Here is a 26,775-nt window from a genome sequence, read left to right on the forward strand (position 1 = left end):
ATCTATTCTAAATGTTATGACTTGCTTTGAGAACCACTGTCTAAAAACACCATAAAATGATCAAAATATCGGCTAATAGTCTGAGCATCATACATCGTACCGAGTTTGTCGAAACGCTTATAGCCTAATTGGGTGGTCACATTGATCACACCATTCAGCGTTTTGTCGATCACCAGATTGAATTTCAACATTTTTTTGGGTTCACGGATCAAACTTGTAACACCCTCATCAACCACTTGAGTAAAGGCTTTCAATGCGGGTTTGATAAAATGATTATTCCCCTCTTTCATCTTTTCAGCACAGCCTAACAACTCAGTGATCAGGGCATTATCCACTTGATATGAAATATAATTTTGTCCATCTTTATCATAGATCCAGTCGTTTAGATAATTGACCATCGGAGTCAAACGTTCATTACCAAAAAATGAAACCGACCAAGGCATATATTTCTTCAAAGTATCAAGGACTTGCTTAATGGTCTTTTCTGATTCTTTATCCGTACTATTGGCTGAGCGAACCATTTCACCGAATACTTGATCAATCACTTCACATGAAATATCAGCCAAATTTTCACCTAGAGGTTTGGCTAAGCTCTGTGTTTCTCCTTGATTTAATTTTTGATGAATCGCTTTAAATTGTTGATAGGTTTGTGGTGAAATTTTTAGAGCGATGGTTTGACTCATGGACGTATTCCTTTATTAAAATCTTATTTTTTAAGCGATTGTTCTAATTAAACTGCGATTACGGGCTTCATTGTGTCTTATTTGTTCAAATAATGCATTTGCTTTACATCCCTAAAGCTATATTTTTTTTGCTACAATAGATGCAATTTTTTATTCACTTTTAATTTAGTTTTTACTATGACTGATTCTGCGCAAAATATTGCTACGACCTACGATCCTACTGAGATCGAAAAAAAATGGTACAAGACTTGGGAAGACAATGGCTACTTCAAGCCATCTGGTCAGGGCGATTCATTCTGTATCATGATTCCGCCACCAAACGTCACTGGTAGTTTGCACATGGGTCATGGTTTCAACAATGCCATCATGGATGCTTTGACTCGCTTCAACCGTATGTCTGGTCGCAACACTTTGTGGCAACCGGGTACTGACCATGCGGGTATCGCAACGCAAATGGTTGTTGAACGTCAACTCGGTGCACAAAATGTCAGCCGTCATGATCTTGGCCGTGAAAAATTCATCGACAAAGTTTGGGAATGGAAAGAACAATCTGGCGGTAATATTACCCGTCAAATCCGTCGTTTAGGTTCAAGTGTAGACTGGTCACGCGAACGCTTTACCATGGATGAAGGTCTTTCAAATGCTGTAAAAGAAGTCTTTGTACGCTTGCACAGTGAAGGTTTGATTTACCGTGGTAAACGCCTTGTAAACTGGGATCCAAAATTACAAACAGCGCTTTCTGATCTCGAAGTTGAGTCTGATAAAGAAGAACAAGGTTCATTGTGGCACTTCAAATATTTCTTTGAAGATAAGTCACTACGTACCCATGACGGTAAAGATTATATCGTTGTTGCAACAACTCGTCCTGAAACCTTACTCGGTGATACAGCTGTAGCGGTTGCACTTGATGATGAGCGTTATGCAAATCTAGTTGGTAAAAACATTATCCTTCCTATTACAGGTCGTAGTGTTGCGATCGTAAAAGATGAATATGTTGATAAAGAATTTGGTACAGGCTGTGTGAAAATCACCCCTGCCCATGACTTTAATGACTATGAAGTGGGCAAACGCTGTGCATTGCCGATTATCAATATCTTCAACAAAAATGCCGAAATTTTGGCTGAGTTTGAATATATCGCGAAAGCTGGCGAACAAATTTCTAAAACCATCCCAGCACCTGATGAATATGCTGGTTTAGAACGTTTTGCTGCACGTAAAAAATTGGTAGAACAGGCTGAAGCTGAAGGTTGGTTAGATCAAATTCAACCTTATACCTTGAAACCACCTCGTGGTGACCGTTCAGGTGTGATCGTTGAACCACTTTTAACCGATCAATGGTATGTAAAAATTGCACCACTTGCTGAACCTGCGATCAAAGCAGTAAAAGATGGTGAAATTAAATTTATTCCTGAACAATATACCAACATGTATATGGCTTGGATGAACAATATCCAAGACTGGTGTATTTCACGTCAACTTTGGTGGGGTCATCGTATCCCTGCTTGGTATGATGCTGAAGGCAATGTTTATGTCGGTCGTAACGAAGAAGAAGTTCGTCGTGAAAACAACATTGCAGCGTCAGTTGAATTAAAACAAGACGAAGATGTACTCGATACTTGGTTCTCATCTGCGCTTTGGACATTCTCAACTTTAGGATGGACTGGCGATGCGAAGAAAGATGCGGAAAACTATTTCCTCAATACCTTCCATCCAACTGATGTGTTGGTAACAGGTTTTGACATCATTTTCTTCTGGGTTGCCCGTATGATCATGATGACGCTTCATTTTATGAAAAATGAAGATGGCACATCACAAGTTCCATTTAAGACTGTTTACGTACACGGCTTGGTTCGTGATGGTGAAGGTCAAAAAATGTCGAAATCTAAAGGTAACGTACTTGACCCATTAGATTTAATTGACGGTGTAGATCTAGAAACTTTGGTACAAAAACGTACCACAGGTTTGATGAATCCAAAACAAGCAGCTAAGATCGAAAAATCAACACGTAAAGAGTTCCCAGAAGGCATCCAAGCCTATGGTACTGACGCAGTTCGTTTCACTTTCTGTGCCCTTGCCAACACTGGTCGTGATATCAAATTTGATATGAAACGTGTTGAAGGTTACCGTAACTTCTGTAACAAGATTTGGAATGCAACACGCTTCGTTCTGATGAATGTTGAAGGTCAAGAAGTCGGTCAAACTGCACGTCCTGATCTTTGGGAACTTCCAGAACAATGGATCGTGAGCCGTTTGCAAAAAGCTGTTCAAGCCGTTCATCAAGCATTTGATACATATCGTCTTGACCTTGCAGCTCAAGCGATCTATGACTTTATCTGGAATGAATACTGTGACTGGTATGTAGAATTGACCAAACCAGTTCTAAATGATCCAGACGTTTCAAATGAACGTAAAGCTGAAGTTCGTCGTGTACTTTTAGCAGTGATGGAAGCTTCACTTCGTTTAGCACATCCAATCATGCCATTCTTAACTGAAGAAATCTGGCAAACGCTTGCACCAATGATTGGTAAAGGTGGTGACACCATCATGACTGCGGCTTATCCTGAAGTTGAGCAAGACAAACTCAATGATCAAGCTGAAGCTGATATGCAATGGCTCCAAGGTTTGATTGGTGCAGTACGTAATATCCGTGGTGAAATGGGCTTAGGTAATGCTCGTTTACTTCCAGTATTACTTCAAAACACAACTGATGCCGAAAAAGCACAGATTGCTCGTATCGAACCATTGTTTAAAGCATTGGCTAAAGTTGAAAGCATTACTTTCCTAAATGATGCTGAACAACCACCATTGTCATCTTCAAGTGTTGTTGGTCATGTATCTGTATTTGTACCAATGAAAGGTTTGATCGATCCTAAAGCTGAGCTTGGTCGTCTGCAAAAAGACTTGGATAAAGTACAAAAGCAACATGATCAAATTGCCACTAAACTTGCAAATGAAGGTTTCGTAGCAAAAGCACCTGCTGCTGTGGTTGAAGGTGAAAAAGTAAAACTTGCTGAGTTTGCTGACCAGTTAGCCAAGATTAAAGCCAATATGGAACAGATTGCGGCGCTTTGATGCTTTAAACACCGAAATAATCGTTATAAAATGAAAGGGGCTTGATTAAGCCCCTTTTTTATATCATGAGCATAACAATGAAAAATAAATTATCTATTTTACTACTCAGCACTTTTTTAGCTGCTTGTAATCAAAATAACCAAACACCTCCGGCTACACAGCAAAACGAAACAGCGATCAAAGCTGAAACCACAAAAGCTGCAGCTCAAGATCAAAACATCACTCCACCTAAGCCTAAAGTTGAAATTTTAGTCAACAATCCCACGCCTATACCCCAAGGATACAAGATAGATACTTCTCATCTTAAAAAGCCACTATTGGTGGATTTAAATGGTGACGGTAAGCTTGATGCATTTAGGGTGCTAAAAAATCCAAATAAAAATGGAAAGAAATATTTATTTGAATTTCGAATTGCTGATAGCAATAAAGTTTATTGGTACGAAAATGACGATGAAGATTATGATTTAAATGATTTTGAAGTATTTGATATTGCCAAGAAAAATGAAAAATTTGTAGATATGGCAAAACTTGAAACAGGAGATATCACACCTTATGAAGATGCCCCTGAAAAAGCCAGAATCATTTTAAAAACGGATGGTATTACAGTTGGTTTACCGGAGTCTTGTGGTACATCACTGTTTTTCATAGAAAATAATAAAATTAGACGAGCATTTTTAGATTAGTTTAACTGATCGGGAATAATGCAGAATTTATTAATCATAACGATTATTTTTAAGCTCTCTCCCAATGGGAGAGGGTTAGGGTGAGGTGCTTTTTAATTCTTTTTCTTCTCTAGATAATCAGTGAAAATATTAAAATGACCTTTAATCTGCCTTTTAACATTTTTAGATTCAAACTCTTTAGCTACACGATAAACATAACTAACATAATTTCTTTTTCCAATATATGTAAATCTATCATATAAAGTTTTCATATATATATCGTGATTATTATTTTTATTTTCTTTTTCTAAATTTCTATAATGAGCGCATCTCATTCTTATAGCTTTTCTTAACTTATAATGAAATTTTGATAATCCAGTTTCTCTTAAAAAAATATTATTTCCATCATAAAGAATACCTAGATACTGCAATTTTAAAGGAAAATTAAAACTTTCAGGCTCACTTTTTTGTACGATTCCATCTTTAAAAACAATTTTTTGAGTTTTCTTATGATTGATCTTTAAATGCATTTTTTCAATTTCAAAAAAAATTTTTAAAACTGTATTCAACGTATTATCATCAGAGTTATCAAATATAAAGATCATATCATCACAGTATCTAAAGTAACCTCCGTTTAGTTTCTTTAACATTGCGGAACATAGCTTATCAAAATTCATCATATAGATATTAGAAAGCATTCCGCTTAATGGTGACCCTTGAGGAATACCTTTTCTGGATTTATTGGTATGAAGCAGCCCTTCTTTTCTCACTTTTTCTCTAAATGTTCTGATATCACATAACCTATCTAAAGTTCTATGAAGTTTTTTTGAGTTTAAAGATAGATTTAATTTTTTATACAATTCTTCTTTTTCTACATATGAAAATTCAGTCAAAGATTGAAATACCTTAAAATGATCTAACGGTAATTTATCCACACAAAGTAAATCACACCAATTTTTTTTTAAAATTTCATGATCTAAGTTATCAAAAAAACCTGATATATCAAAACATAATACAGTACAATTTTTCTTTAAACTTATCATATCAAATACTTCTTTAGCGAAATGTATATTACATAAAGAATATTTATTTCCTTTAGAATTAATTTTAGTAATTTTTCGAAAGGCAATTATTGAATTTCCTAAATTTTCACTTTTTAAAAAAAATTCGTAGTATTTTTCTAAAACTTTTGAATAATATGCATATATATTCCCATCTAAGTGACTAGGAAAATTAATCAAACGTTCTTTATCTTTATAATCATCTTTAGTAATTTTATCTTTTTTAAAATTTTTCCTATTAATTTTCTTATCATTTAAAATATAACTAATTGTTGGTAGAAAAGCATGATTTTCTATTTTTTTAACATCAGTAACATACTCAAAAATAAATGAATCATTACGTTTTTTATCAAAATGTAAATAATTTCTAACTCGATTCCTTTTTTTAAAAAAATTTACATCTATTTTTGTCATTCTTACTTGCCAACTTCAGGGGGTTAGAGTCGCTGCTATCTGTTTTCTCTTTTACAAGAAGCCCCCCTAAAGTCTACTGGGAAATTAAAGACCAAGTCCATTAACTTCCCCTCCTTTTCAGTGCAGCCGAAACATATAGAAGGAGTCATGATAGTATGATAAACATATTCATAGTTAGCATAATACTTGCCCAGTTAGGGTACAGTATCGAACCATCAATGATAGAAATCTGGACAAATCTTTCAAGCTTGATAGATTTGTTAAGATTTATATTTACATCTATTTCCTTTCAAGCAGTTAAATGAAACTCTTAAAAGCAAAATAATTATACAAAATAATAAAATGTATTCAATAATAATAGGTTAATTAAAACACAACTAAAAATATATTTAAAAAAAAATTCATTTTAAGTCTACAACAGATATCAAATCTGAGAGATGCTTTATGAGAAAAAGTATTAAAGCACCCCATTCCCCAACAACATCTCTAAACCGCTTAATTTCACCATATATTTCAATCTTTCATTTTCCCATTTCAGTTGTTCTTTTAAAGTCACCACATCAGTATCTATCACCTTATACACATCTTTCACCTGCATATTTTTAGCCTTCGGCTTTTCGCTCCAGTGAAAACCATCGGTGATCTCTTCAATCTGACTTAAAAGACGCTGACTTTGTGCTTCCAAAGCCATTTTGTAAAACTTTAAATGCTCGTCACTCAAAGCTTTAGGATTTCTTCCTTGATTGGTTTCAAGCTGTAATTGTAGTTTTAACAAATAAAATAAATCCTGCTGTTCATACGCTTGATTGACTACTTGCTGCAATTCTGTTTTTTCTACCTTTTTAGCTTCATTAGGCTCACGGTCAGGATGAATCATCGCTGTGATTTTTAAATAAACTGTTTTCAATGATTGATCTACCAACTTCTCAGCTTTTTCACGTTTTTGCTGTAAACGCTTGCGTTGATGCTCCTCTTTCTCACGTTGAAATTTTTCACTATCCCACTCATCATCATTCAAGTCATATGCAGCATTTTCAGATATTGAATTTTGGTCTTCTATTTCGCTTTCTACGATAGGATTATTTTCAAAAATAGGCTTTTTTTTCGCTTTCTTGGTCTGGTTAAGTGCATCATATTGTTGATAAAATTGTTCAATTTCTACTACTTTTTCTAATTGCGTAGTATTTAAATATTGAGATTTTTTCAATTGTTTTGCGAGCTTCATCAGCTTTGTATCAAGCAGTACTAAATCAGCTTTTGAAAATTCTTGTTGTTGTAGATGTGCCCACAATTTTTCCATTTGCTTATATAAAACCGTATGCAAATCACGATAAATCGGCATAAGTTTTTGATGCAAATAGCTTTGTATTTCACTTTGCGCATTTTGCCAAAGTTGTAATTGTTGTTTTAGTTGTTCGATCTGCTCTATCAGATCATTGATTTTCTTCTGTTGTACAGACAACTTAGCTTTAGGTTGTGATGTGATTTTTAAATCCGTCATTTTTGTGTCTAAAGCCATCTGAGATTTCAATTTAAAGAACAAATCTCATCATAACATTCAAAAGACTATATTTTATTTTCATTTTTAATGAGATATATAAATTGATGTCAAAAAATGACTCTCAAAATTTAGCACAATATCATCCATTTCACCGTGTTATTTTCACTCAATTTTACACTCAAAAGTAATGATCTCACTATGTAAACTTATGTAATCAAGAAACTACATTTTCTACACATTTTTAAAAACCAACTTAAACAGAAGCATTGTTGCAAATTTGATACAATATAACCATATGAAAACATTTGTTTTTTATCTTTAGCTAGTATTTAAGTTCATTTACTTATATTTACTACGCTTCATTTTTTCTCTTTCTCTCTTTTAAATCAATCAATTTAATAGATTTCTAACAAATCTATGCATTGGTTTTACTTATATATTTTTAGGTTAATACATGCGCGGATTCAGAAGAAAAACTAAGCCCATTGAGTTGGATGATATCAATATCATCGACCAAGAAAAAACCCGAAAGGCGATTACTGCAGCAGCACTCGGTAACGCGATCGAATGGTTCGATTTTGGTGTTTATGGCTATGTCGCTTATGTACTTGGTAAAGTATTTTTTCCAGATGCTTCACCAAGTGTACAAATGATCGCAGCTCTCGCTACATTTTCAGTGCCATTTATTTTTAGACCATTGGGTGGATTATTTTTCGGAAGATTGGGTGATAAATATGGTCGTCAAAAAGTCTTGGCGATCACCATTATTATCATGTCTTTAAGTACCTTTGGGATTGGTTTAATTCCTTCGTTCGAGACGATTGGAATTTGGGCGCCCATTTTATTATTGATCGTTAAAGTTGCTCAGGGCTTCTCGATTGGTGGTGAATATGCAGGTGCTGCCATCTTTGTAGCCGAATATTCTCCAGACCGTAAACGTGGTTTTATGGGAAGCTGGCTCGATTTTGGTTCTATTGCTGGTTTTGTACTCGGTGCTGGTACAGTGTCTTTAATCACCTTTTTAGTCGGCGAATCTAGCTTTGCTGATTGGGGTTGGCGTATTCCATTTTTCCTCGCACTTCCACTCGGGATCATTGGTTTATATCTACGTAATGCGCTTGATGAAACACCAGTATATCAACAGCATAGTGAAGCTCAGTCTACACAAAAGCCAAAGAAATTCAGTTTTAAAGAAATCCTTAAAAACAATAAACGTGCCCTTTTGGTCTGTATCGGCTTAGTGATTTGTACCAACGTCACTTATTATATGTTGCTGACCTATTTACCAAGTTATTTTTCACATAACTTAGGCTATTCGGAAAGTCATGGTGTGTTGATCATCATTGCAGTGATGATTGGGATGTTGTTTATACAACCTGTAATCGGTTGGCTTAGTGACAAATATGGGCGTCGTCCTTTTATTTTTATTGGCAGTATTGCACTAGTTTTATTCTCGTATCCTGCTTTCATCTTGCTTGATAGTCGTGTCACTTACCAAATCTTTTTAGGCTTGTTGGTTCTTGCACTCTCGCTCAATATGCTAGTCGGTGTGATGGCTGCTACTTTACCTGCACTGTTCCCTACTGAGATTCGTTATAGTGCACTTGCGATTGCGTTCAATTTCTCCGTCGTGATTGCAGGTTTGACCCCAACGATTACCGCTGCTTTGGTTGAAACAACGCAAAACTTGATGATGCCTGCTTATTATCTAATGGTTTGTGGTGTATTTGGCGTAATTACGGCAATTTTTCTCAAAGAAACAGCCAATAAACCTCTGGTTGGTGGTGTCCCTATGGCAACATGTGAAGCAGAAGCAGTTGAATTACTTGAGGAATATCACGATAAACTTGAAGAAAAAATCGAAAATATTGATCAAAAAATCGAGGAACTTCAGGAAAAAAGACAGAAATTGGCTGATCAACATCCAGATATTGAATAAGCCAATTTAAAAAAAAGAGCAAGTGATCTTGCTCTTTTTTATGTCAAAACGATGCTCTGCTGACTCAATGAACATAAAAAATAAAGGGAAATGTCTAGGCATTTCCCTTTATTTATATCTTATGAAAGACTTTTGACTTTTATTTAAGTCTCTCGTTTATCTGCTATGACTTAGAATGAAGTCTTCACAGAAGCATAATAAGCGCGTCCAGGCTCATTATAGGTTTGGCTATTTGAATTACTGTCACGGAAAATTTGCTTGTCAAAAATGTTGCTGACACCCAAGGTAAATTTCAAATGATCATTGTGTTTATAACCAAAATTGATGCCTGAAGTGCTATAGCTTTTCAATGATTCAAGATTTAAGCCACTCGTTTCAGAATTTGATACTGCAATTTGACGTGGTTTTTGGCGACCATATTGCGTAAAGACAAAGTTAGTGTCCCATTGATCATTGATTTGATAATTGAAAATCGAGTTAATCGTATAGATTGGAATGATTGATAACTGATTGCCAGTCGTCTTATCTTTAGAATCCATCATATACGTGAAGTTGTTGGTCCAGTTGATATTATTATCAAAGTCTAAACTCACACTACCTTCGATCCCTTGAATCAAAGCTTCAGGAATATTGGTCCATTTTAGGACATTATAAACATTCGATCCGACAGTCACTTGTTCTTCAACCGTGGTACCTGCTGCAATCTTATCTTTATAATCATTTCTAAACCAAGTCAAACTTGCATTGACATTATCTTTTTGAAATTGAACACCAATTTCTTTATTGATCGACGTTTCTGGCTTAAGATCCGCATTTCCTAAAAGATAACATTTATCAAGTGTTGTACTTGCGATTGGACAACCATTTCCTTTGGTATAAAGCAAATAACCCGGTGAGTTTTGGTACATATTTGGTGCTTTATATGCTTTGGCAATACCACCTTTCAATGTGAAATAATCACCCAATTGATGCGTGATACTCAAACCCGGACTCCAGTTATCACCAGATTTGTCATGGTCATCATAACGCAATGATAAGACTAAATCGGTACGTTCCGTCAACTTCATATTGTCTTCAATATAGGCTGAGTAAATTTCCGATTTCATCTTTGAGCGATTGCTATTGCCATCAACAATTTGCCCACCAGTCAAGTCACTTTGAGTGGTTGAAGCTGGATCGGTAAAATCATCTTTAACCCATTCTGTACCCAGTGTTAAAACATGTGGGATGTAAAAATCAAATGGGATATTGACCTCACCACTTAAACGAAAAGTTTCAAGCTCAGAAGTTTTCTTTTCTGATGAACTCGGACGCCCTTCTGGCCCCCCTGCCAAGCCCTCAGCAACACGTTTATTTTTGGTATTGTCATACTGTGCGATGAGTTTCGATGTACCCCAATCCCATTTACCATCATGCGTAAGTGCATAACTATTGCGGTACATGGTGTTTGTTTCTGTACCCACTAGACTATTAATCAAAGCGTTTGATCCGGGATTGGACGCATCGACATTGTTATTTTGAGCATCGCCAGTATATTCATTGCCTTGACGACCAGAAGAAATATCCGCAGTTAAACTTTGCTGATCATTAATGATCCAAGATAAGCGACCTGCGATATCTTGATTTTTAACCCCTTCTCGACCTGCGGCACGATAACCATCACTGTCTAAAGGATTGATATCTGCTGCATCCGCATCGGTTTTATTATAATTACCGTATAAACGGAAACCTAAAACCTCAGGAATAATTGGACCACTTAAATCAAATCCGACACGACGCGAAGCCCCTTCTTTTGAGTCTTCTGGTTGATTTGCAAAAACTTCAAGTGAACCATGCAATTCATCGGTGACTTTTTTGGTCACAATATTGACCACACCACCCATTGCACCATTACCATAACGTGCCGCCGCTGGACCACGAATGACTTCAATCGATTCAATTGCATCCGCAGGGACCCAGTTGCTGTCACCACGGGTATCACGCTCACCACGCCAACCATAACGTACCGAATTTCGAGAGCTTACTGGTTTTCCATCGACCAAAATCAAAGTATTTTCTGGTCCCATCCCACGAATATCAATCTGACGATTGTTGCCACGAGCGCCTGAGGTTCCATTTCCAGTCAAGTTTACCCCCGGCATACGGCGCACGTATTCGGAAATATCATTCACAACAGGAAGCTTGTCTAAATCTTCTTGGCTAATCGTCGAAACGCCTAATGATTGCTTAAGCTGATCTTCTGCAGTGACAACAATTTTGTTTAATGTGACAAGTTCAGATTCTGATTCACTTTGTGAGTTTTCAGCCGAAACACTGTCATCTGCATACGCAGTACTCATTAATAGTGACAATATCGAAACAGAAAGCGCTGACTTTACAAGGCGGTACGTCATAAATTTTCCCAAACTTAAAATAAACTTAAAGCAAACTTAAAAATTTCAAAACTTACGCATTGTAACAAATATAAATACAAATACAATGAATAATGATAATTATTATCATTATTCATTCGAAATAAAAAAAAGACCTCCATTTTGAAAGTCTTTTTAAAAAGTTAAATCTGAGTTTTTTAGGATCGCTTTACATCTGATATTTTCAGTCTACAACCTGAAAATTTTGATTATTTAAAATAAGCACCTTCTGCTTGGCTATGGTCAGTTTGGTCAACTACACGCGCCAATTCAGGAATATGTTCTCTCAATGTTGTTTCGACACCTTGTTTCAAGGTCACATCAATCGCTGAACAACCCTGACAACCGCCACCAAATTTGAGTACAGCAGTTAAACCATGTTCTTCATCATTAACCACTTCAACCAATGAACAATTACCACCATGCCCTGCTAAACCAGGATTAATTTCTGCTTGAAGAACATAGATAATGCGCTCTTCGATAGAAGCATCAGGACCTACACGTGGCACTTTTGAATTTGGTGCACGGAAAGTTAATTGGCCGCCAAAACGATCTTTGTTGTAATCAATAACAGCATCTTTTAAATATGGAACAGATGGTGCATCAATAAATGCAGGAAAATCAGCATAATCTTGTTTGTAATCTGTAGGGACAACTTCTTCAGGCGCGCTATATGCCATACAACATTCAGCACGTGGTGTACCCGCATTTTCAACAAAAACACGAACGCCAATTCCCGGAGTATTTTGTTTATCTAAAAGATCTTTTAAATACTCTTGTGCAGATGGTGTAATCAATAAGTTTGGAATTTCTTCTGCAACTGCAGTGTTGGTGTTCTCAGTCGACATAACTATTTCCTCAAGCTGAAGCTGTTATTTTAACTGAAGATGCGGTGTTTTTTTTAAAAATCAACCAAAATAGTCAGAATTAATAAAAAACTTCAATAAATTCTTTCGATTAATGGCAAAATTGGTGTTAAATTGATCTTTTACACATTTGTTTGCCTATGTTGAACTTACCATTTAACCATACTGTGACACTGATTATTATTACTTTGATTGTGTCCTTCATGGCATTTTCCAATCAAAAAATAATGAATCGTTTGATCTTTTGGCCGCCTGCGATGAAAAATGGTCAATATGATCGTTTTATTACTCATGGTTTTGTGCATGCCGATGGTACACATTTGTTTTTTAATATGTTTACCTTATTTTTCTTTGGTAGCGTGATTGAAAAATTTTATCGTCACTTTTTCTATGATCTTGGTTTTGTACTGTTTTATCTAGGCGCATTGATCGTTGCGATTTTACCGAGCTATCTAAAAAACAAAGATAATCCAAACTGGGCAAGTCTCGGTGCTTCAGGTGCAGTTTCTGCTGTGCTTTTTGCCTATATTTTATTTCAACCATGGAAATTGATCTTTGTCTTTTTCATCCCTGTACCTGCGATCGTATTCGCTGTGTTGTATGTTGCTTATTCGATTTGGTCAGGCAAACGCATGAATGACAATATCAATCACAGTGCACATCTATGGGGTGCTGCTTATGGGGTGATTGTCACTATTTTCATGGATAGCAATGCGTTACCTGCTTTTATTTACAACCTAACGCACCCTTATTTTCTAAACTAATGCATAGCCCTCTTGGGCTTTTTGCATTTTGAGATATGTTTATCGCAAAATATTCTCAGCATTTTTTTTCAGTTTCTTAACAGTTATTCTTAGTTCTTAAAATTTAAAGCATTATTTAGTCTTCATCTCAAGTTAAAATTTTGAATAAAACAGATGAAGACTAAACAACATTTCAAATTTCTTTTTGCGACCTTGATCAGCACTCAACTTGTCGCATGTAATGATAGTAAAGATCAGCAAACAAATGCTGCCGAAATCACAAAAGCACCCAATGTTTTGTTCATCATGGCAGATGACTTAGGCTATTCTGATTTGGGTGCTTTTGGCGGAGAAATCCATACACCCAATCTCGATGCTTTAGCGACACAAGGACGTATATTTACTGATTATCACACTGCCCCAACGTGTTCGCCTACTCGTTCACAGCTGATCTCTGGGACAGATCACCATTTGGCAGGCATTGGGGCGATGGCAGAACTCACACCTGATAATTTCAAAGGTCAGCTGGGTTATGAGGGCTATTTAAATAATCGCTCACTCTCGATTGCTGAAGTTTTAAAAGACAATGGTTATCACACGTATATGGCTGGAAAATGGCACTTAGGTCTGACCGCAGAAACCAACGCCGCAGCGAGAGGCTTTGAAAGATCATTTACCCTCTTACAAGGTTTAGATTTACATTTTAAACAAAATCCAAGTCAATATAATCGTGCTGCACAAGCCACTTATACCGAAGATGGCAAAGTCATTCCGATCTCAGATTTGCCCGATGATTTTTATTCTAGTAATTATTATGCCGATAAAATCATTCACTATATCGATTCCAATCGCAATGATGGAAAACCATTTTTTGCCTATGCTGCATTTACTGCGCCACATTGGCCGTTACAAGCTCCTGCCGAATATAGTGATCGTTATAAGGGCAAATATGATGCTGGCTATGATGTCATTCGTAATGCCCGTCTTGAACGACAAAAACAACTCGGAATCATTCCCGCCGATTTTAAAGCTGCCAATCCTGTTACAACGGCGAGTGCTCCGCAACAATACGGACATTGGAATGAACTTACAGCAGATCAAAAAGCGATTGAAGCTCGAAAAATGGAAGTCTATGCAGGCATGGTTGAAAATCTCGATGCCAATATCGGACGGATCATTAGCTATCTAAAAGCCAACAAACTTTATGACAATACTTTAATTTTCTTCGTTTCTGATAATGGTGCTGAAGGCTTTATCCGTGGGCAATATGGGGCTTCACAAGGTTTTGATAATTCATTGAAAAATATCGGAACATCAAGCTCATATCAATTTATTGGTCCACGTTGGGCAGAAGTCAGTGAAACTCCATTCCATCTTTGGAAAGATACTGCTGGTGAAGGCGCAACATCCGTACCTGCTATCGTGAAACTACCAAATCAAAGTCAATCTGCTCCAACATATCGTGGTTTTGCTTCGGTACTTGATGTTTTCCCAACAGTGCTTCAATTTGCAGGCATTACTGTTCCTGAAAAACAATATAATGGTCGTGAAATTAATACGCCATCAGGTGTTTCATGGAAAAATTTACTTGAAAATAAAAACAGTAGCATCCGTGCAGAAGATTTTATCTTTGCTGACGAACTACATGCCAGCAAATATGTAAAATCTGGAGAATGGAAAATTGCCCATCAAGGTAAAAGTAATTTGCAAATGGAACCGAACAATGGGAACTGTATAACCTCAAGAATGATCGTGGAGAAACAACAAATTTAGCCACCTTATATCCTGAAAAAGTGCAGGCTCTTGCAACACTTTATCAAAAATATGCCCAAGCCAATGGTGTTTTGGAATATCCACAACGATGAAAGCCCATTTCATTACTTTAAGTCTAAGTTGCATCCTAATCACAGGATGCAACAACTCCAATTCACATGAAAACCATCATAAAAATTTAGACAACATTTCACAAAAAACGATGCCCGTACTGGCACAACTTGGCAACTTAGAAAGGTGTAATCAATATCAAGGCTTGCCTGCAAATTGGCTGAAAGACCCACACTCAGGTATGGTTAAAATCGCAGATGGAACTGTGCAGTTGGGTTCAGAACTCGCCTATCAAGATGAGCAAAATTTTGGACAAAAACAACGACAGGTCAAAGGCTTTTGGATTGATCAAACTGAAGTGACCGTCGCTCAATTTCAAAGTTTTGTAGATGCAACCCAGTACATTACCGATGCAGAAAAGCAAAATGTTGCTGCGGTATTTAGCCCAAGTTCAACCAATGCAAAGTCATGGTGGCAACTTAAATCCGGTTATAACTGGCACATGCCAAATGGTAAATCTGGAGCAAAAGCCAAACCAAATGAGCCTGTACGTTATGTCACACTCAATGATGCTGAACATTATGCAGTTTGGCTAGGTCGAACGATTCCAAATGAAATTGAATGGGAATATGCAGCTAAAGCAGGACAAAGTGAAGATGTTCATATGCACCATGAACCTCGAGATCAGCAACATCATCCAACTGCAAATTATTGGCAAGGTACCTTTCCACTCAAAAACACCCAAGAAGATGGCTTTGAAAATGTTGCACCCGTCGGATGCTTTCCTGCAAATGCCTTTGGACTACATGACATGATTGGCAATGTCTGGGAATGGACAAACACACCCTATCAAGGCGCGCATGATCTACATTTAGGTGACCCTTCCAAACTGAGACAGAATGAAATCAAAGCCCGCGAGTTTGTCATCAAAGGTGGATCATTTTTATGTGCCAATGAATATTGTGCTCGGTTTAGAAATAGCGCACGCTATCCTCAAGAAACCGATCTTGCAATTACACATGTCGGTTTTAGAACGATTTTAGCTGAATAGAAAATCTAAGATATCTAAAGTTATACATTTAGATTTTTGTTTGAAAATATCAAATTCTTTACTCAAAGCAATTTAGTATTTCAATCATCTTGCTGTGACGACGCTATATTGATCAAATCATTCGTATTGAACTATCACTGTGTAATCAGCCAAAACAGTTCTTATAAATACATATTCATTTCACATAATTTTTACGACTATTTATTTTAAATTTTGGTAAGAAATGCCACCCCATCCCGCAACTCTGCATGGATAATGTATACATCTGTATATTAATCTAAATAAGTTACGGGATATTTTGCATGTCTAGTTCAAATGATGGGATTCAATTTCCGCTCCATGGTGATACTCAAAAAATCAGCACATCAGAAACGGGCAAGGCAATTATTGCAGAAGCTTTGTCTATCGTAGATCATCAGATTTCACAGCAAACTTTAAACGAAAAAAATTGGCGTAAACAATATCCTCGATATTTTAAAGCGCTTGTTGCTCAAGGTATTCGTGACAATAATTCGCCGATTACCATCGCAAAACAAGGCTTGCATAAAGCCCAACATAGTTTCGAATTTTATCGTGATGGACAACGATATTTACTCAAAGACCTGATGCAAATTCCAGCCATTGAAAAGCTAAATACCTATGCGTTTCAAGGTGAAAGCCAAGCTGAACCAGAATGGTATATTCCCTATCATGGTCAAAAACTTCAAGGTCAATCTCTACTCGATCAAATCGATCTCTGGCTAAAAAAAGGCATCATCGAGCCAAGTCATGCCGAAGCTTTACGTGCTGTAAATGCTCATCCTGAGTGGTTTGATTTGTCAAATCGAACAATGGTATTGTTTGGTGCTGCATCAGAAGCTGGACCTCTGACATGGCTTTCAAAATGGAAAGCCAATATTGTCGCTGTTGACTTACCCAACCCGAAAGTTTGGGAAAAAATCTTAACGACAGTTAAAAATGGTAATGCGACTTTATATGCGCCCTGTACTGAAGCAATTGCTGAAAATGCGTCCATCGAGCAACTCAAAGATAAACTTGGTGCAAACTTACTCACCCAAACACCCGAAATAGCACATTGGCTTGCAAATAATCCACATAAATTAGATTTAGCTGCGATCGCCTATTTGGATGGTGAAAAGCATGTCCGCGTTTCTATGGCAATGGATAGCATCATGCAATTTGTCAGTGAGCAAAAACCCGATACCAGTTTGATGTATATGTGTACGCCTACGGATGTTTATGCCGTACCAGAGGAAGTGATCCAAGCTTCTACAGAAAAATTTAGATCACGCAATGCTTTACATAAAAACATTGCCAAAGGAATCTCGGCACTGACTTTGCAGAAATTCTTTAAACACAATAGCCAACACCTGATTTCCTCTGAAAATGGACAATCTTATGGGATCGCAGACTGTCTCGTAGTCGAACAAGGTCCAAACTATGCATTGGCGAAACGCATCCAACAATGGCGCGCTACACTTGCTCGTCATCAAGGGCAAACGGTGAGTATCAATATTGCTCCATCCACAACGACGCATTCTGTGACTAAAAATCCACTACTCAAAGCTGCATTTAATGGTGCAAGTCTCTTTGATGTTGAAGCTTTTAAACCAGAAACAACCAATGCCATCATGGCAGCGCTTTGGATTCATGATCTACAAAATCCAAAATCTGTCGCACATCCCGAAACTCAGTTAGATCATCCGCTTGAGTTGATGATGTCTGGTGCAAACCACGGTGGTTTATGGCGAGTTGCATATTTGGCACGTACTGCTCTGCCATTTGCAGCAATTTATGGTTTCGCCTCAGATAAGTTGCCAATAGATAAAATGTTTAGAAAAAATGGCTAATTGAGCTGTTTTAATCTTAAAGGCTTCAAAATATCTCCTTTGAAGCCTTTGAGGCTGTTGACGTTAAAATATCTGTTTTGTAAGTCAATGTTTCTGCAACAATAACGTATATTTTTATATTATTTAAATATATAGTTAAAAAACAAATAATTAAATTAAAATTAAATCATAATTAAAAATTCCTTAAATTTACAAAATAATTAACTTTTACTACAATGACTTTTTAGCAACTTTATCTATGGTGACATGAATAAATTTTCTAAATTTTTAAAAAATTCTCTTAAATCTCAAGATGAAAGCATCAAAGCTTATCAGTGCGATGGTCATGCCAAAGTTTGGCTAAAAAAAGCAACTGAACGCCACTCTATTTGGATTTATTTACCCCTCAAATGGACGGCGAAAATCTTACAGATTAAAGCACTTACACCTATTCCAAATCATGGTGGTGCAGCAGCGATCCAATGTGAAGTAAAGCGTATTCAAGATCTACAAGATCTTGGCATCCCTACCGCCAATATTTTAGCAGTAAACAATCAGGGCTTACTACTTGAAGATGCCGGTCAAGTGGGCGCACATGTCATGCAACTTGACCATGCCCTTGCGATGCTAAAAGATGATAGCGAACGTAAATTAGAGTTTTTTGAGGAAGCCGTACTGGCTATTCAAGATATTCATCTTAAAAAAAGTTATCTGAGTGAAGCCTTTGCTCGAAATATCTTAGTCAATAAAAACAAAGAGTTTACTTTTATTGATTTTGAAACAGATCCTGGACATGTTTTGGATGTGGAGACTTGTCAAATTCGAGACTGGCTATGTTTTATATTTTCAACCGCTTACCGCTTTACTGAAGAAGAACTCAAGCGGGCTTGTCAGATTTTTATCAATGTCGTATTCCCCTATAGAAAAATCTTTAAAGGGGTGAAAAGTATTGGGTGGAAACTACGTTGGGCAAAAAAATTTAGATTTGAAAAGCTAGGAAGTGATGGCAAACGTATCCAAAAATGTTTGTTATTTTTTCACTACCTCGAAGATCAAGAACCGCTACCAATGATTTAAATCATTGCATTCTGTTCAAAATAATATTTCCTCATCAAAGACCCGATTTAGCTTTTTGATGAGGAAATATTTAGGGTTCTTTGACACCAAGCAAATACAACTTAGCTTTAGTCCAAAGTTTTGATTAATAATATTTTTGGCAATTTAACTAAAGCACTTAAGCCACCAAGTTCTGCACTCTTAGATAAAACCAATTCACCATTTAAATGTTGAATGGCTTTTTGCACAATGGATAATCCCAAGCCGCTGCCCACTTCCAGATGATGATGGACTCGATAAAAACGTTTTAAAACTTTGTCATATTCTTCTGGTTCTAAACCTGGACCACTATCCTCAATCAAAACATAACCAAAATTATCATCGTCATAAACAGAGATATTAATCATGCCTGAACACGGCGTGTATTTAATCGCATTATCAATAATATTAAATACAATTGAATGAACTGTCGCTTCAATGCTTTGCATCTCAATCTCTTCATTGCGGACGAAACCGAGATCGATGTCTTTTTGCATCGCCAAGTTCATCAGTTGCTCTACACAATTTAATGCCACATTGTTCAATTTAAATTTACTAATCGAATCAATTTGATTGAGTGAAGCATCTTGCTTGGCTAGTGAAAGTAACTGTGAAACCAAATGCTGCATCCGCGCCAAACCTTTGCTCAGGTTTTGTAGGTTTTCCTCTTCAGGAAATTGACTTAGCAAAATCTTGGTTTGCAAATTCAGTGCGGTAATCGGCGTACGCAGCTCGTGTGCAGCATCTGCAATAAACTGTTTTTGTTCTTGTTGTGAATCAGAAATTCGTTCAAACAAGTGATTAATCTCAGTTGTTGTTGCACGCAATTCAACTGGATATTGTTGATTATCCAACGGTGTTAATGAATTTGAGTCACGTTGAGTCAACTCATTTTTAAGGTCTTCAAGTGGTCGTAATGTTCGCCCGATGATCAAAATTAAGCCAAAAATAGCAAAAGGCATAATAAGCAAATAAGGAATAAACATACTACCCGCAAGCTCAAGTGCCAAAACTTGGCGAACTTTTTCTTGCTGGCTGACTTGAATCTGATAATTTCCAACAGGCATCACATAAGCATACCAAACACCATGCGTGGTTTTTTGTCGATAAAAACCAGCTTTGCTTACTGGCGGTACCAATAAATGATTTTCGTGATAAAGATAGTTTTTATCTTCATAGGCCCACACATCGACAAACATATCTTCTTCATGATAATGCCGTGCTTTATCAAATTTACTTTGAATAGGATGAAGATCGTGATGAGTAATACGTTCCGCAAGATATTCCATTTGCGAATCTAAAATTTCATTGATTTCACCCAACGAAATTTTATAAGCAGTAAATACAAAAATACACCCCAATATAATACTAAATATTGAGGTATATCCGATTAAACGCTTTTTTAATGAATAATGTTTATTCTTCATTATTACTCTTTAAGTCACTGCTCTTTCGTCGTCTGCCCCAAACGATAACCTAAACCACGAATCGTTCGGATAAAGTTTTTGCCCAATTTTGAGCGTAAGTGATGTACATATACCTCGATGGTATTACTGGTCACTTCGCTATCAAAATCATACAACTTATCTTCTAAATTTGCTTTAGAAAATATTTTGTTTGGATGTGTCATAAGCGGAATTAAAATCGCCCATTCACGATTGGACAGTTCAATCTCTTTACCATCTAAGACCGCAGTATGTTGTTCGATGTTTAATGTTAAATCACCACTTTTCAAAATCTGATCTGCTGATGCAGCCGCCTGAGCCTCAGTACCAACACGGCGTAGCAAAGCATGGATACGTGCTAACAACTCATCAAACTCATAAGGTTTGATCAGATAATCATCCGCACCCTGATTTAAACCTTCTACACGGTTTTGCAATTGATCACGTGCAGAAATAATCAGTACAGGCACTTTGGCACGCATGCGAATTTGTTTCAGTACTTGCATACCGTCCATCATTGGCAAGCCAAGATCAAGTAAGACCAAATCAAAATTTTGATTGGTGAGAAGTTTTAAACCTTCGATTCCATTGTTTACCCACTCAACTTCGAATTGATGATAACGAAGCAAGGTCAGAGTCGACTCAGCAATCATAAAGTCATCTTCAATCATCAAGATCTTAGCCATTTTTACTACCTCTATTACTGAGCTTTACATTTTTGTACAAGGTCAATTTTTGCATCAATTGTTTTGGAGCTAACATCCAACATACTTAATAAGCTTGGGAATAAATTGTCCTGACTTACTTCAGATTTATTTTGGCTTGCCAAACATGATACTTGTGCTGGAGCAAATTTTTTCCATTCATCAGAGAACCACATTACCATCGGGATATGAGTCTGTTCAGACGGTGCGATCGAATATGGAGCACCATGTAAATACATACCATGTTCACCCGTAGATTCACCATGATCAGACATATACCAAAAACCCGTTTGATGTTGCTTTTGCGTTTTCAATAACTCAATCACTTGATTCAAAATATGATCCGTATAAACAATGGTATTGTCATAACTATTGATCAATGCATCACGTGAACATCCCTGAATCGCATTGGTATCACAAGTCGGTTTAAATGGTGCAAACTCAGGCGTAGTACGCTTATAGTATGCAGGACCATGACTGCCCATTTGGTGCAACACCACCAGTCTTGGTGTCTTATCGTCAGCAGGAATTTTAGCTAAATAATCTTGTAAACTATCCACTAAAACACCATCTAAACATTCACCATCTTTACACCATTTCTGTTGAATAGGTTTAGGAATTTTATAGGTTTCAACACGGTTACACGCACCTTTACAACCCGAATTGTTGTCAATCCACGTTACTTTATAGCCCGCACGCTGCGCGATATCGAGCAAACCTTCACGATGACTTGCCAAATCTTCATCATAATCTTCACGTGGCATACCCGAAAACATACAAGGCACAGATACAGCAGTTGCAGTACCACATGAAGATGCTTGAGTAAAATTGATCAATCCTGCTTGTTTAGCCAACAGTGGATTGGTATTTTTCGCATAACCATTTAGAGAAAAACTTTCTGCACGTGCCGTTTCACCGACCACGAGCACCATCAATTTTGGCAATTGACCTTGCTTTTGTTCCAACTTAGCGTCTTCACCATAATGTACCAAAGGTAAGTTTTTCTTCGGCGCTTTTTTACGGTAATAAGAACTTAATGCAGACAGTGAATTGAATGGTGAAATCATGCCTTTAATATTTCGGTTTTCACGGAAAATCGGTGCGTAATCACCATAATAAATAAATAAAGATCCACCTAAAACCACGATCGCAACCACTAAACTAAGCAATTTTGCCACTAACGTTTTGATGATGGTTTGAGGTTTTATTTTCACCCATAGGATTAAAACAACAGGTAAAATAACAAAACCAATCGTCCAGAGTATAAATCTTAGAGAAAGTAAATCAGAAACTTCTGAAGTATCTGTCTGCATCATATTTTGGATTTGGTCTGGTGAAATAATCACCCCCAAAGAATTGACAAAATATGAACTAAAACCACCGACAATCACCAAAATGATGCTAATGACTTTAGTCGTCCACTTCCAGTTTAAAATTTGCAAGATCACATTATACATTGCCACAACCACAAGTGTAGTTGCCAATATAAAAAGAACCGATTTAAAACCTTGATATGGTGTGAGTTTTTGAATTTTATTTAAAAATGCAAAGTTTAAACACAATCCCAACCAAAGCGCGAGAATGAAATTAAATAAAGTTAAAGATATTTCTCTGAAACGATTAATCATCTGATGGATTCACTCAATAGTGCAATTTTGAAATCTTATAAATTTCACATTTTTAAAATTTACGCATTTAAACTTAAAACAGTCTTAAACAAAAAAATGTGATTTTCATATGTTTTTATATTAAGTTCAGAAGCTTAGCATAATTTTTTTTGATTTAATTTGAATTATTCTGCTTTAAATCAAATATATTTTGAGTTTTACACATGGATACTTATCCTATTTTTCGACTAGTCATGCCTCTACATTTTCACCTCATCCTCACATATTGATTTTTTCCATTTGAAAATTGGCCATAACAATAAAATCCCTAAGACAAGTATCATTTTCAAATATGTTTCATAGCCTAAAACATCACCTAAAATCCCACTGATGGTATATAAGGCTCCACTCACCAAGGCCATGATAGACACTTGAAAAGTGAAATCTGTTCCAGCAAAATCTTTTCTGCTGTACTGCATGACCAAAGTCAAAATCACCACTAAGAGCATGGCACTAAACAGATCTTCACTGGCATGGATCAAGTAAATCACCCAAGGAGATACAGCGGCCTGCTGCTGATATTGATGTGCAAGATAGACATAAGCCGCAAGACTCATGAGTTTGAAAATCGAAAAAAGAACCAAAGCCTGACTACGGCCTAAATAATTTAGACTCCAACTTGCCAGCCCTGCTCCAACCAAAGCTGCAATAGCACCTAGCATCGTCACATAAAGACCGATCTGAGTCAGACTTAAACCCATATCCACCATTAAAGGCTTCAATAATGGACCTGATAAACCATCAGCAACTTTGATAGTCAGCAACACAATTAACCACAAAAATAAGTTGCGAGTTTTCGTGAAATATCTCAGATAATTTTGTGTTAATTGGGCAATACTCTGTTTATTTTCAGTCCTATTCTCATGATCCTTTTCCAATTGTTTTTGTTTTAAAGATAGATGTTTAGTATGTTCTGGCTCTCGATAAAACCAAATTGGGATAGTATTGAGTAAAACGATTAAGGCTAGACTTAAAAATGTGATTTGCCAATTTAGCCAGTCCAGCACCCACAGTATCGCCCCACCACCAACGATAAAACCAAGTCTCGAACCTACAACTTGAAACATATTGCCGATATGTTGTTGTTCACCTTTTAAAATATTGACAGCCAAAGCATCTGTTGCAATATCTTGAGTTGCACCCAAGCTATTGATACTTAACATCAGTATAAAAAACACCATGAGGTATATCGGTTGATTGAGCGTTTCAATCGGCAGGAAGGATAAAATAATCAGTAAAACCACGGTCATACATTGGGTCGGTAAAATCCAACTTCGATAATGTCCCATTGATTTTCGACCCATGCGATCAACATAAGGTGCCCAAAGTATTTTTATAGCCCAAGGTGCAAGTAACAATCCAAAACCACCAATATGCGCCAGTGATACACCCTGAGTCCGTAAAATGACAGGTAATGCATGCGTCATAAAGCCCACAGGTAAACCCTGTGCCCAATATAATGAGAAGAGCAATAGATATATTTTTGCTGAGTTGGCTTGTTTAGAGATCATTTAAAAAGAATGGACTGATTATTTTCATTGATATTTTGCCAATGTAACAAAATTCGGTATGCTTTAATATTCTCATCTTAGTAATTTTTTTAATAATAAAATGACACAACCTATACCTACTTTACCAGATCTCGTTCCTCAAAGAGGCACTAAAAATAGTCGCAGTTTTTTTAAATCATTGTATAAAATGCATGGTTGGGGATTTGAGGGCGAATTTCCAAACCTCCCTAAAGCTGTTGCAATCGTTACACCGCATACCTCAAATTATGATGCTTGGTATGGCTTTATGGCTATGCTTGGTCTGGGAATTAAATTGACTATTTTTGGCAAAGATAGTTTGTTTAAATCGCCAATGAAGCATTTATTTAAATGGTTTGGCGTGATTCCAGTGGATCGTAATTCTCCTCATGGTTTGACGCAACAAATCATTGATATTATCAACCAACAAGAGCAAATCTGGGTCGCTATCGCCCCCGAAGGCACACGTAAACAAGCAGCCAATTTTAAAAGTGGTTTTTATCGGATTGCTTATGGTGCCAATATTCCTATTGTTTTATTTTCTTTTGATTATGATCGTAAAACGATTCACTGCTTGGACGTCATCTACCCTACGGGTGATTATGAAGAAGATCTTGAAAAAATCTTATCGTATTATCAAGGTAATTTTTCACCCAAAAACCCAAATTGGTTATCGACTCCATTACAAAATTTGCAGAAAAAATAGCTAGCAAAATCTGCTATTTTTTGGTCATATAGCATTTATTTTTTGATTGATAGTCTACCCAAATGCGATTATTACAATATGGCCTAATCGGTCTAATTGGCTTTAGCCTTGCTGGTTGCGATACTTTTGGCACAAAAAAAACACCAACCCAAACCGTAAAACCACGTGAGCCTGTGATTGCTATTGCCCTTGGTGGTGGCGGTGCCAAAGGTTTTGCGCATATCGGGGTACTCAAAGTTTTAGAATCTCATGGGATTAAACCTAAAATCGTCACAGGGACCAGTGCTGGAAGTTTTGTCGGTAGTATTTATGCCAGTGGTAAAACCCCTTATCAAATGCAACAACTGGCACTTACGCTCAAAGAATCAGATCTACGTGATCTGACTTTGAGTAGCCAAGGTTTTGTGGTTGGGCAAAAATTACAAAACTATATTAATCAAAATGTTGCCAACAAACCGATCGAAAAATTCCCGATTCGTTTTGCTGCAGTTGCAACGCGTTTAGACAATGGTAAGCGTACTGATTTCATCAAAGGTAATGCAGGACAAGCTGTACGAGCATCTTGCAGTATTCCCAATGTCTTTGTTCCTGCCACCATCGGTGGTGTGAAATATGTTGACGGTGGTTTAGTGAGTCCAATTCCTGTGGAAACAGCAAAGGATATGGGCGCTGATATCGTGATTGCAGTGGATATTTCTGCACGTCCTGCTGGAAATAAACCAACCAGTATGTGGGGTCTGCTCGATCAAACCATCAATATCATGGGTCAACAGAGCATCAATAAAGAATTAAGTGCCGCAACGGTTGTGATTCAGCCGAAAGTTGGGCATCTTGGAACTTTAGATTTATCTTCGAGCAATGAGGCGATCTTGGAAGGTGAAAAAGCGGCTCAACTCAAAATCAAAGCGATTGAAACAGCCATCACCAATTTCAAAAAATCCCCTGCTGCTTTAGCCCCACCTCCACGTGCAAAATTTTAAAATCTGAAATTTAAAATTTATGATAATAATCACGTTTTTATAGGCATAGCCTTAGTCTTCTGTTAAATTGGTTGGAACGTAACGTCCCAACCAAAGAAGAGTAGACGTATGGAATTTATTATTGAACCATGGCATTGGTTTGTTTTGGGCATTTTGCTCATTTTATCTGAACTGATCTTACCTGCATTTGCTGCAATCTGGTTTGGTATCGCCGCGTTAATGGTCGGTATTTTATATTGGCTATTCCCATGGATGAGCCTTACTACACAGATCGTGGTATGGATCGTCTTTTCCATTCTTTGTACCGTCCTTTGGTTCAAAATGATTAAACCCTTATCTATTGATCGCACCAAAGCGGGACTTCCTCGTGAAGCTACGATCGGTCAAGTGGGAATGGTTATTCAAATTGGCATGGCTCATGAGCAAGTTAAAGTTCGTTTCCCTATGCCAGTACTCGGTTCTGATGAATGGAACTGCCGTAGTTTAGAGCCTGTCCAAGTCGGTGATCGTGTTCGTGTAACCGACATTCTAGGCAATGATTTAGTTGTCAAACTGCATAATTCTACAGAAATATCATAAGAGGAAATAACAAT

19 protein-coding genes and 1 pseudogene are annotated in these 26,775 nt (G+C 36.9%); 11 read left to right on the forward strand and 9 right to left on the reverse strand.

Features of this window, described 5'->3' with window-relative positions:
• Positions 1-14 precede the first annotated feature (14 nt).
• Positions 15-683 carry a hypothetical protein gene (locus tag F960_RS02250; protein WP_004856925.1) on the reverse strand — a complete coding sequence of 223 codons (669 nt, stop codon included), beginning with the start codon at positions 681-683 and terminating at the stop codon, positions 15-17.
• A gap of 177 nt (positions 684-860) precedes the next feature.
• Between F960_RS02250 and F960_RS02255 the strand changes: the two genes are divergently transcribed.
• Positions 861-3,755, forward strand: a complete 2,895-nt coding sequence (locus F960_RS02255) for a valine--tRNA ligase (RefSeq protein ID WP_004856928.1) — start codon at positions 861-863, stop codon at positions 3,753-3,755.
• A 77-nt stretch (positions 3,756-3,832) separates the two neighbouring features.
• Positions 3,833-4,438 (forward strand): hypothetical protein, encoded by a 606-nt coding sequence (locus tag F960_RS02260; protein ID WP_004856933.1) that lies wholly within the window; start codon positions 3,833-3,835, stop codon positions 4,436-4,438.
• 92 nt (positions 4,439-4,530) lie between these two features.
• Here F960_RS02260 and drt2 read toward each other — a convergent pair whose 3' ends face one another.
• On the reverse strand, positions 4,531-5,892 hold the full coding sequence (gene drt2 / locus F960_RS02265) for an antiviral reverse transcriptase Drt2 (protein ID WP_004856936.1): 1,362 nt from the start codon (positions 5,890-5,892) through the stop codon (positions 4,531-4,533).
• Positions 5,893-6,349: 457 nt separating this feature from the next.
• A complete protein-coding gene (locus F960_RS02270; protein WP_004856938.1) occupies positions 6,350-7,411 on the reverse strand; it encodes a hypothetical protein in 1,062 nt (353 codons plus the stop codon).
• 436 nt (positions 7,412-7,847) lie between these two features.
• On the opposite strand from F960_RS02270, the gene proP reads away from it, so the two are divergent.
• Positions 7,848-9,332 carry a glycine betaine/L-proline transporter ProP gene (gene proP, locus F960_RS02275; protein WP_004856941.1) on the forward strand — a complete coding sequence of 495 codons (1,485 nt, stop codon included), beginning with the start codon at positions 7,848-7,850 and terminating at the stop codon, positions 9,330-9,332.
• Positions 9,333-9,502: 170 nt separating this feature from the next.
• Here proP and F960_RS02280 read toward each other — a convergent pair whose 3' ends face one another.
• Together F960_RS02280 and nfuA are read right to left on the reverse strand one after the other, a co-directional pair.
• Positions 9,503-11,725 carry a TonB-dependent siderophore receptor gene (locus F960_RS02280; RefSeq protein WP_004856945.1) on the reverse strand — a complete coding sequence of 741 codons (2,223 nt, stop codon included), beginning with the start codon at positions 11,723-11,725 and terminating at the stop codon, positions 9,503-9,505.
• A 227-nt stretch (positions 11,726-11,952) separates the two neighbouring features.
• Positions 11,953-12,591 (reverse strand): Fe-S biogenesis protein NfuA, encoded by a 639-nt coding sequence (gene nfuA / locus F960_RS02285; protein WP_004856947.1) that lies wholly within the window; start codon positions 12,589-12,591, stop codon positions 11,953-11,955.
• A gap of 158 nt (positions 12,592-12,749) precedes the next feature.
• On the opposite strand from nfuA, the gene F960_RS02290 reads away from it, so the two are divergent.
• The 5 genes and pseudogenes from F960_RS02290 to F960_RS02310 all read left to right on the forward strand — a co-directional run bounded on the left by F960_RS02290 (position 12,750) and on the right by F960_RS02310 (position 19,133).
• The gene (locus tag F960_RS02290; protein WP_004856951.1) at positions 12,750-13,373 is read left to right on the forward strand and encodes a rhomboid family intramembrane serine protease; all 624 of its coding nucleotides are present in this window, start codon (positions 12,750-12,752) and stop codon (positions 13,371-13,373) included.
• A 153-nt stretch (positions 13,374-13,526) separates the two neighbouring features.
• Positions 13,527-15,217: pseudogene (locus F960_RS02295) on the forward strand (arylsulfatase).
• Complete coding sequence (locus F960_RS02300; protein WP_004856955.1) at positions 15,214-16,227, forward strand: SUMF1/EgtB/PvdO family nonheme iron enzyme; 1,014 nt, start codon at positions 15,214-15,216, stop codon at positions 16,225-16,227. Before F960_RS02295 ends, F960_RS02300 begins: the two are co-directional and overlap by 4 nt.
• 302 nt (positions 16,228-16,529) lie before the next feature.
• Complete coding sequence (locus F960_RS02305) at positions 16,530-18,077, forward strand: hypothetical protein (protein ID WP_004856957.1); 1,548 nt, start codon at positions 16,530-16,532, stop codon at positions 18,075-18,077.
• A 246-nt stretch (positions 18,078-18,323) separates the two neighbouring features.
• Positions 18,324-19,133, forward strand: coding sequence for a hypothetical protein (locus tag F960_RS02310; RefSeq protein WP_004856958.1), 810 nt, complete (start codon positions 18,324-18,326; stop codon positions 19,131-19,133).
• 107 nt (positions 19,134-19,240) lie between these two features.
• Here F960_RS02310 and F960_RS02315 read toward each other — a convergent pair whose 3' ends face one another.
• From F960_RS02315 to F960_RS02330, 4 genes are all read right to left on the reverse strand, one after another.
• Entirely contained in the window at positions 19,241-20,578 is a 1,338-nt protein-coding gene (locus F960_RS02315) for an ATP-binding protein (RefSeq protein WP_004856961.1), read from the reverse strand.
• A gap of 14 nt (positions 20,579-20,592) precedes the next feature.
• Complete coding sequence (locus F960_RS02320; RefSeq protein WP_004856963.1) at positions 20,593-21,282, reverse strand: DNA-binding response regulator PmrA; 690 nt, start codon at positions 21,280-21,282, stop codon at positions 20,593-20,595.
• A 14-nt stretch (positions 21,283-21,296) separates the two neighbouring features.
• Complete coding sequence (locus F960_RS02325; RefSeq protein WP_004856964.1) at positions 21,297-22,928, reverse strand: phosphoethanolamine transferase; 1,632 nt, start codon at positions 22,926-22,928, stop codon at positions 21,297-21,299.
• A gap of 239 nt (positions 22,929-23,167) precedes the next feature.
• Entirely contained in the window at positions 23,168-24,478 is a 1,311-nt protein-coding gene (locus tag F960_RS02330) for an MFS transporter (protein WP_004856967.1), read from the reverse strand.
• Between the two features lie 100 nt (positions 24,479-24,578).
• Between F960_RS02330 and F960_RS02335 the strand changes: the two genes are divergently transcribed.
• The 3 genes from F960_RS02335 (at position 24,579) to F960_RS02345 (ending at position 26,761) form a co-directional block, all read left to right on the forward strand.
• Positions 24,579-25,202 (forward strand): 1-acyl-sn-glycerol-3-phosphate acyltransferase, encoded by a 624-nt coding sequence (locus tag F960_RS02335; protein ID WP_004856969.1) that lies wholly within the window; start codon positions 24,579-24,581, stop codon positions 25,200-25,202.
• A gap of 62 nt (positions 25,203-25,264) precedes the next feature.
• The gene (locus F960_RS02340; RefSeq protein ID WP_004856973.1) at positions 25,265-26,182 is read left to right on the forward strand and encodes a patatin-like phospholipase family protein; all 918 of its coding nucleotides are present in this window, start codon (positions 25,265-25,267) and stop codon (positions 26,180-26,182) included.
• Between the two features lie 108 nt (positions 26,183-26,290).
• Positions 26,291-26,761 carry an NfeD family protein gene (locus F960_RS02345; protein WP_004856975.1) on the forward strand — a complete coding sequence of 157 codons (471 nt, stop codon included), beginning with the start codon at positions 26,291-26,293 and terminating at the stop codon, positions 26,759-26,761.
• Positions 26,762-26,775 lie beyond the last annotated feature (14 nt).

Source organism: Acinetobacter gerneri DSM 14967 = CIP 107464 = MTCC 9824 (assembly GCF_000368565.1).
In the GTDB taxonomy this organism is placed as follows: Bacteria; Pseudomonadota; Gammaproteobacteria; order Pseudomonadales; family Moraxellaceae; genus Acinetobacter; species Acinetobacter gerneri.

What these genes read in the sequence shown, in the direction of transcription:
- F960_RS02310 (WP_004856958.1), top strand. Translation starts at nt 18,324, where the DNA reads ATGAATAAATTTTCTAAATTTTTAAAAAATTCTCTTAAATCTCAAGAT.
- F960_RS02300 (WP_004856955.1), top strand. Translation starts at nt 15,214, where the DNA reads ATGAAAGCCCATTTCATTACTTTAAGTCTAAGTTGCATCCTAATCACA.
- nfuA (WP_004856947.1), bottom strand. Translation starts at nt 12,591, where the DNA reads ATGTCGACTGAGAACACCAACACTGCAGTTGCAGAAGAAATTCCAAAC.
- F960_RS02305 (WP_004856957.1), top strand. Translation starts at nt 16,530, where the DNA reads ATGTCTAGTTCAAATGATGGGATTCAATTTCCGCTCCATGGTGATACT.
- F960_RS02250 (WP_004856925.1), bottom strand. Translation starts at nt 683, where the DNA reads ATGAGTCAAACCATCGCTCTAAAAATTTCACCACAAACCTATCAACAA.
- proP (WP_004856941.1), top strand. Translation starts at nt 7,848, where the DNA reads ATGCGCGGATTCAGAAGAAAAACTAAGCCCATTGAGTTGGATGATATC.
- F960_RS02280 (WP_004856945.1), bottom strand. Translation starts at nt 11,725, where the DNA reads ATGACGTACCGCCTTGTAAAGTCAGCGCTTTCTGTTTCGATATTGTCA.
- F960_RS02260 (WP_004856933.1), top strand. Translation starts at nt 3,833, where the DNA reads ATGAAAAATAAATTATCTATTTTACTACTCAGCACTTTTTTAGCTGCT.
- F960_RS02320 (WP_004856963.1), bottom strand. Translation starts at nt 21,282, where the DNA reads ATGGCTAAGATCTTGATGATTGAAGATGACTTTATGATTGCTGAGTCG.
- F960_RS02330 (WP_004856967.1), bottom strand. Translation starts at nt 24,478, where the DNA reads ATGATCTCTAAACAAGCCAACTCAGCAAAAATATATCTATTGCTCTTC.
- F960_RS02345 (WP_004856975.1), top strand. Translation starts at nt 26,291, where the DNA reads ATGGAATTTATTATTGAACCATGGCATTGGTTTGTTTTGGGCATTTTG.
- F960_RS02340 (WP_004856973.1), top strand. Translation starts at nt 25,265, where the DNA reads ATGCGATTATTACAATATGGCCTAATCGGTCTAATTGGCTTTAGCCTT.
- drt2 (WP_004856936.1), bottom strand. Translation starts at nt 5,892, where the DNA reads ATGACAAAAATAGATGTAAATTTTTTTAAAAAAAGGAATCGAGTTAGA.
- F960_RS02315 (WP_004856961.1), bottom strand. Translation starts at nt 20,578, where the DNA reads ATGAAGAATAAACATTATTCATTAAAAAAGCGTTTAATCGGATATACC.
- F960_RS02255 (WP_004856928.1), top strand. Translation starts at nt 861, where the DNA reads ATGACTGATTCTGCGCAAAATATTGCTACGACCTACGATCCTACTGAG.
- F960_RS02325 (WP_004856964.1), bottom strand. Translation starts at nt 22,928, where the DNA reads ATGATTAATCGTTTCAGAGAAATATCTTTAACTTTATTTAATTTCATT.
- F960_RS02335 (WP_004856969.1), top strand. Translation starts at nt 24,579, where the DNA reads ATGACACAACCTATACCTACTTTACCAGATCTCGTTCCTCAAAGAGGC.
- F960_RS02270 (WP_004856938.1), bottom strand. Translation starts at nt 7,411, where the DNA reads ATGGCTTTAGACACAAAAATGACGGATTTAAAAATCACATCACAACCT.
- F960_RS02290 (WP_004856951.1), top strand. Translation starts at nt 12,750, where the DNA reads ATGTTGAACTTACCATTTAACCATACTGTGACACTGATTATTATTACT.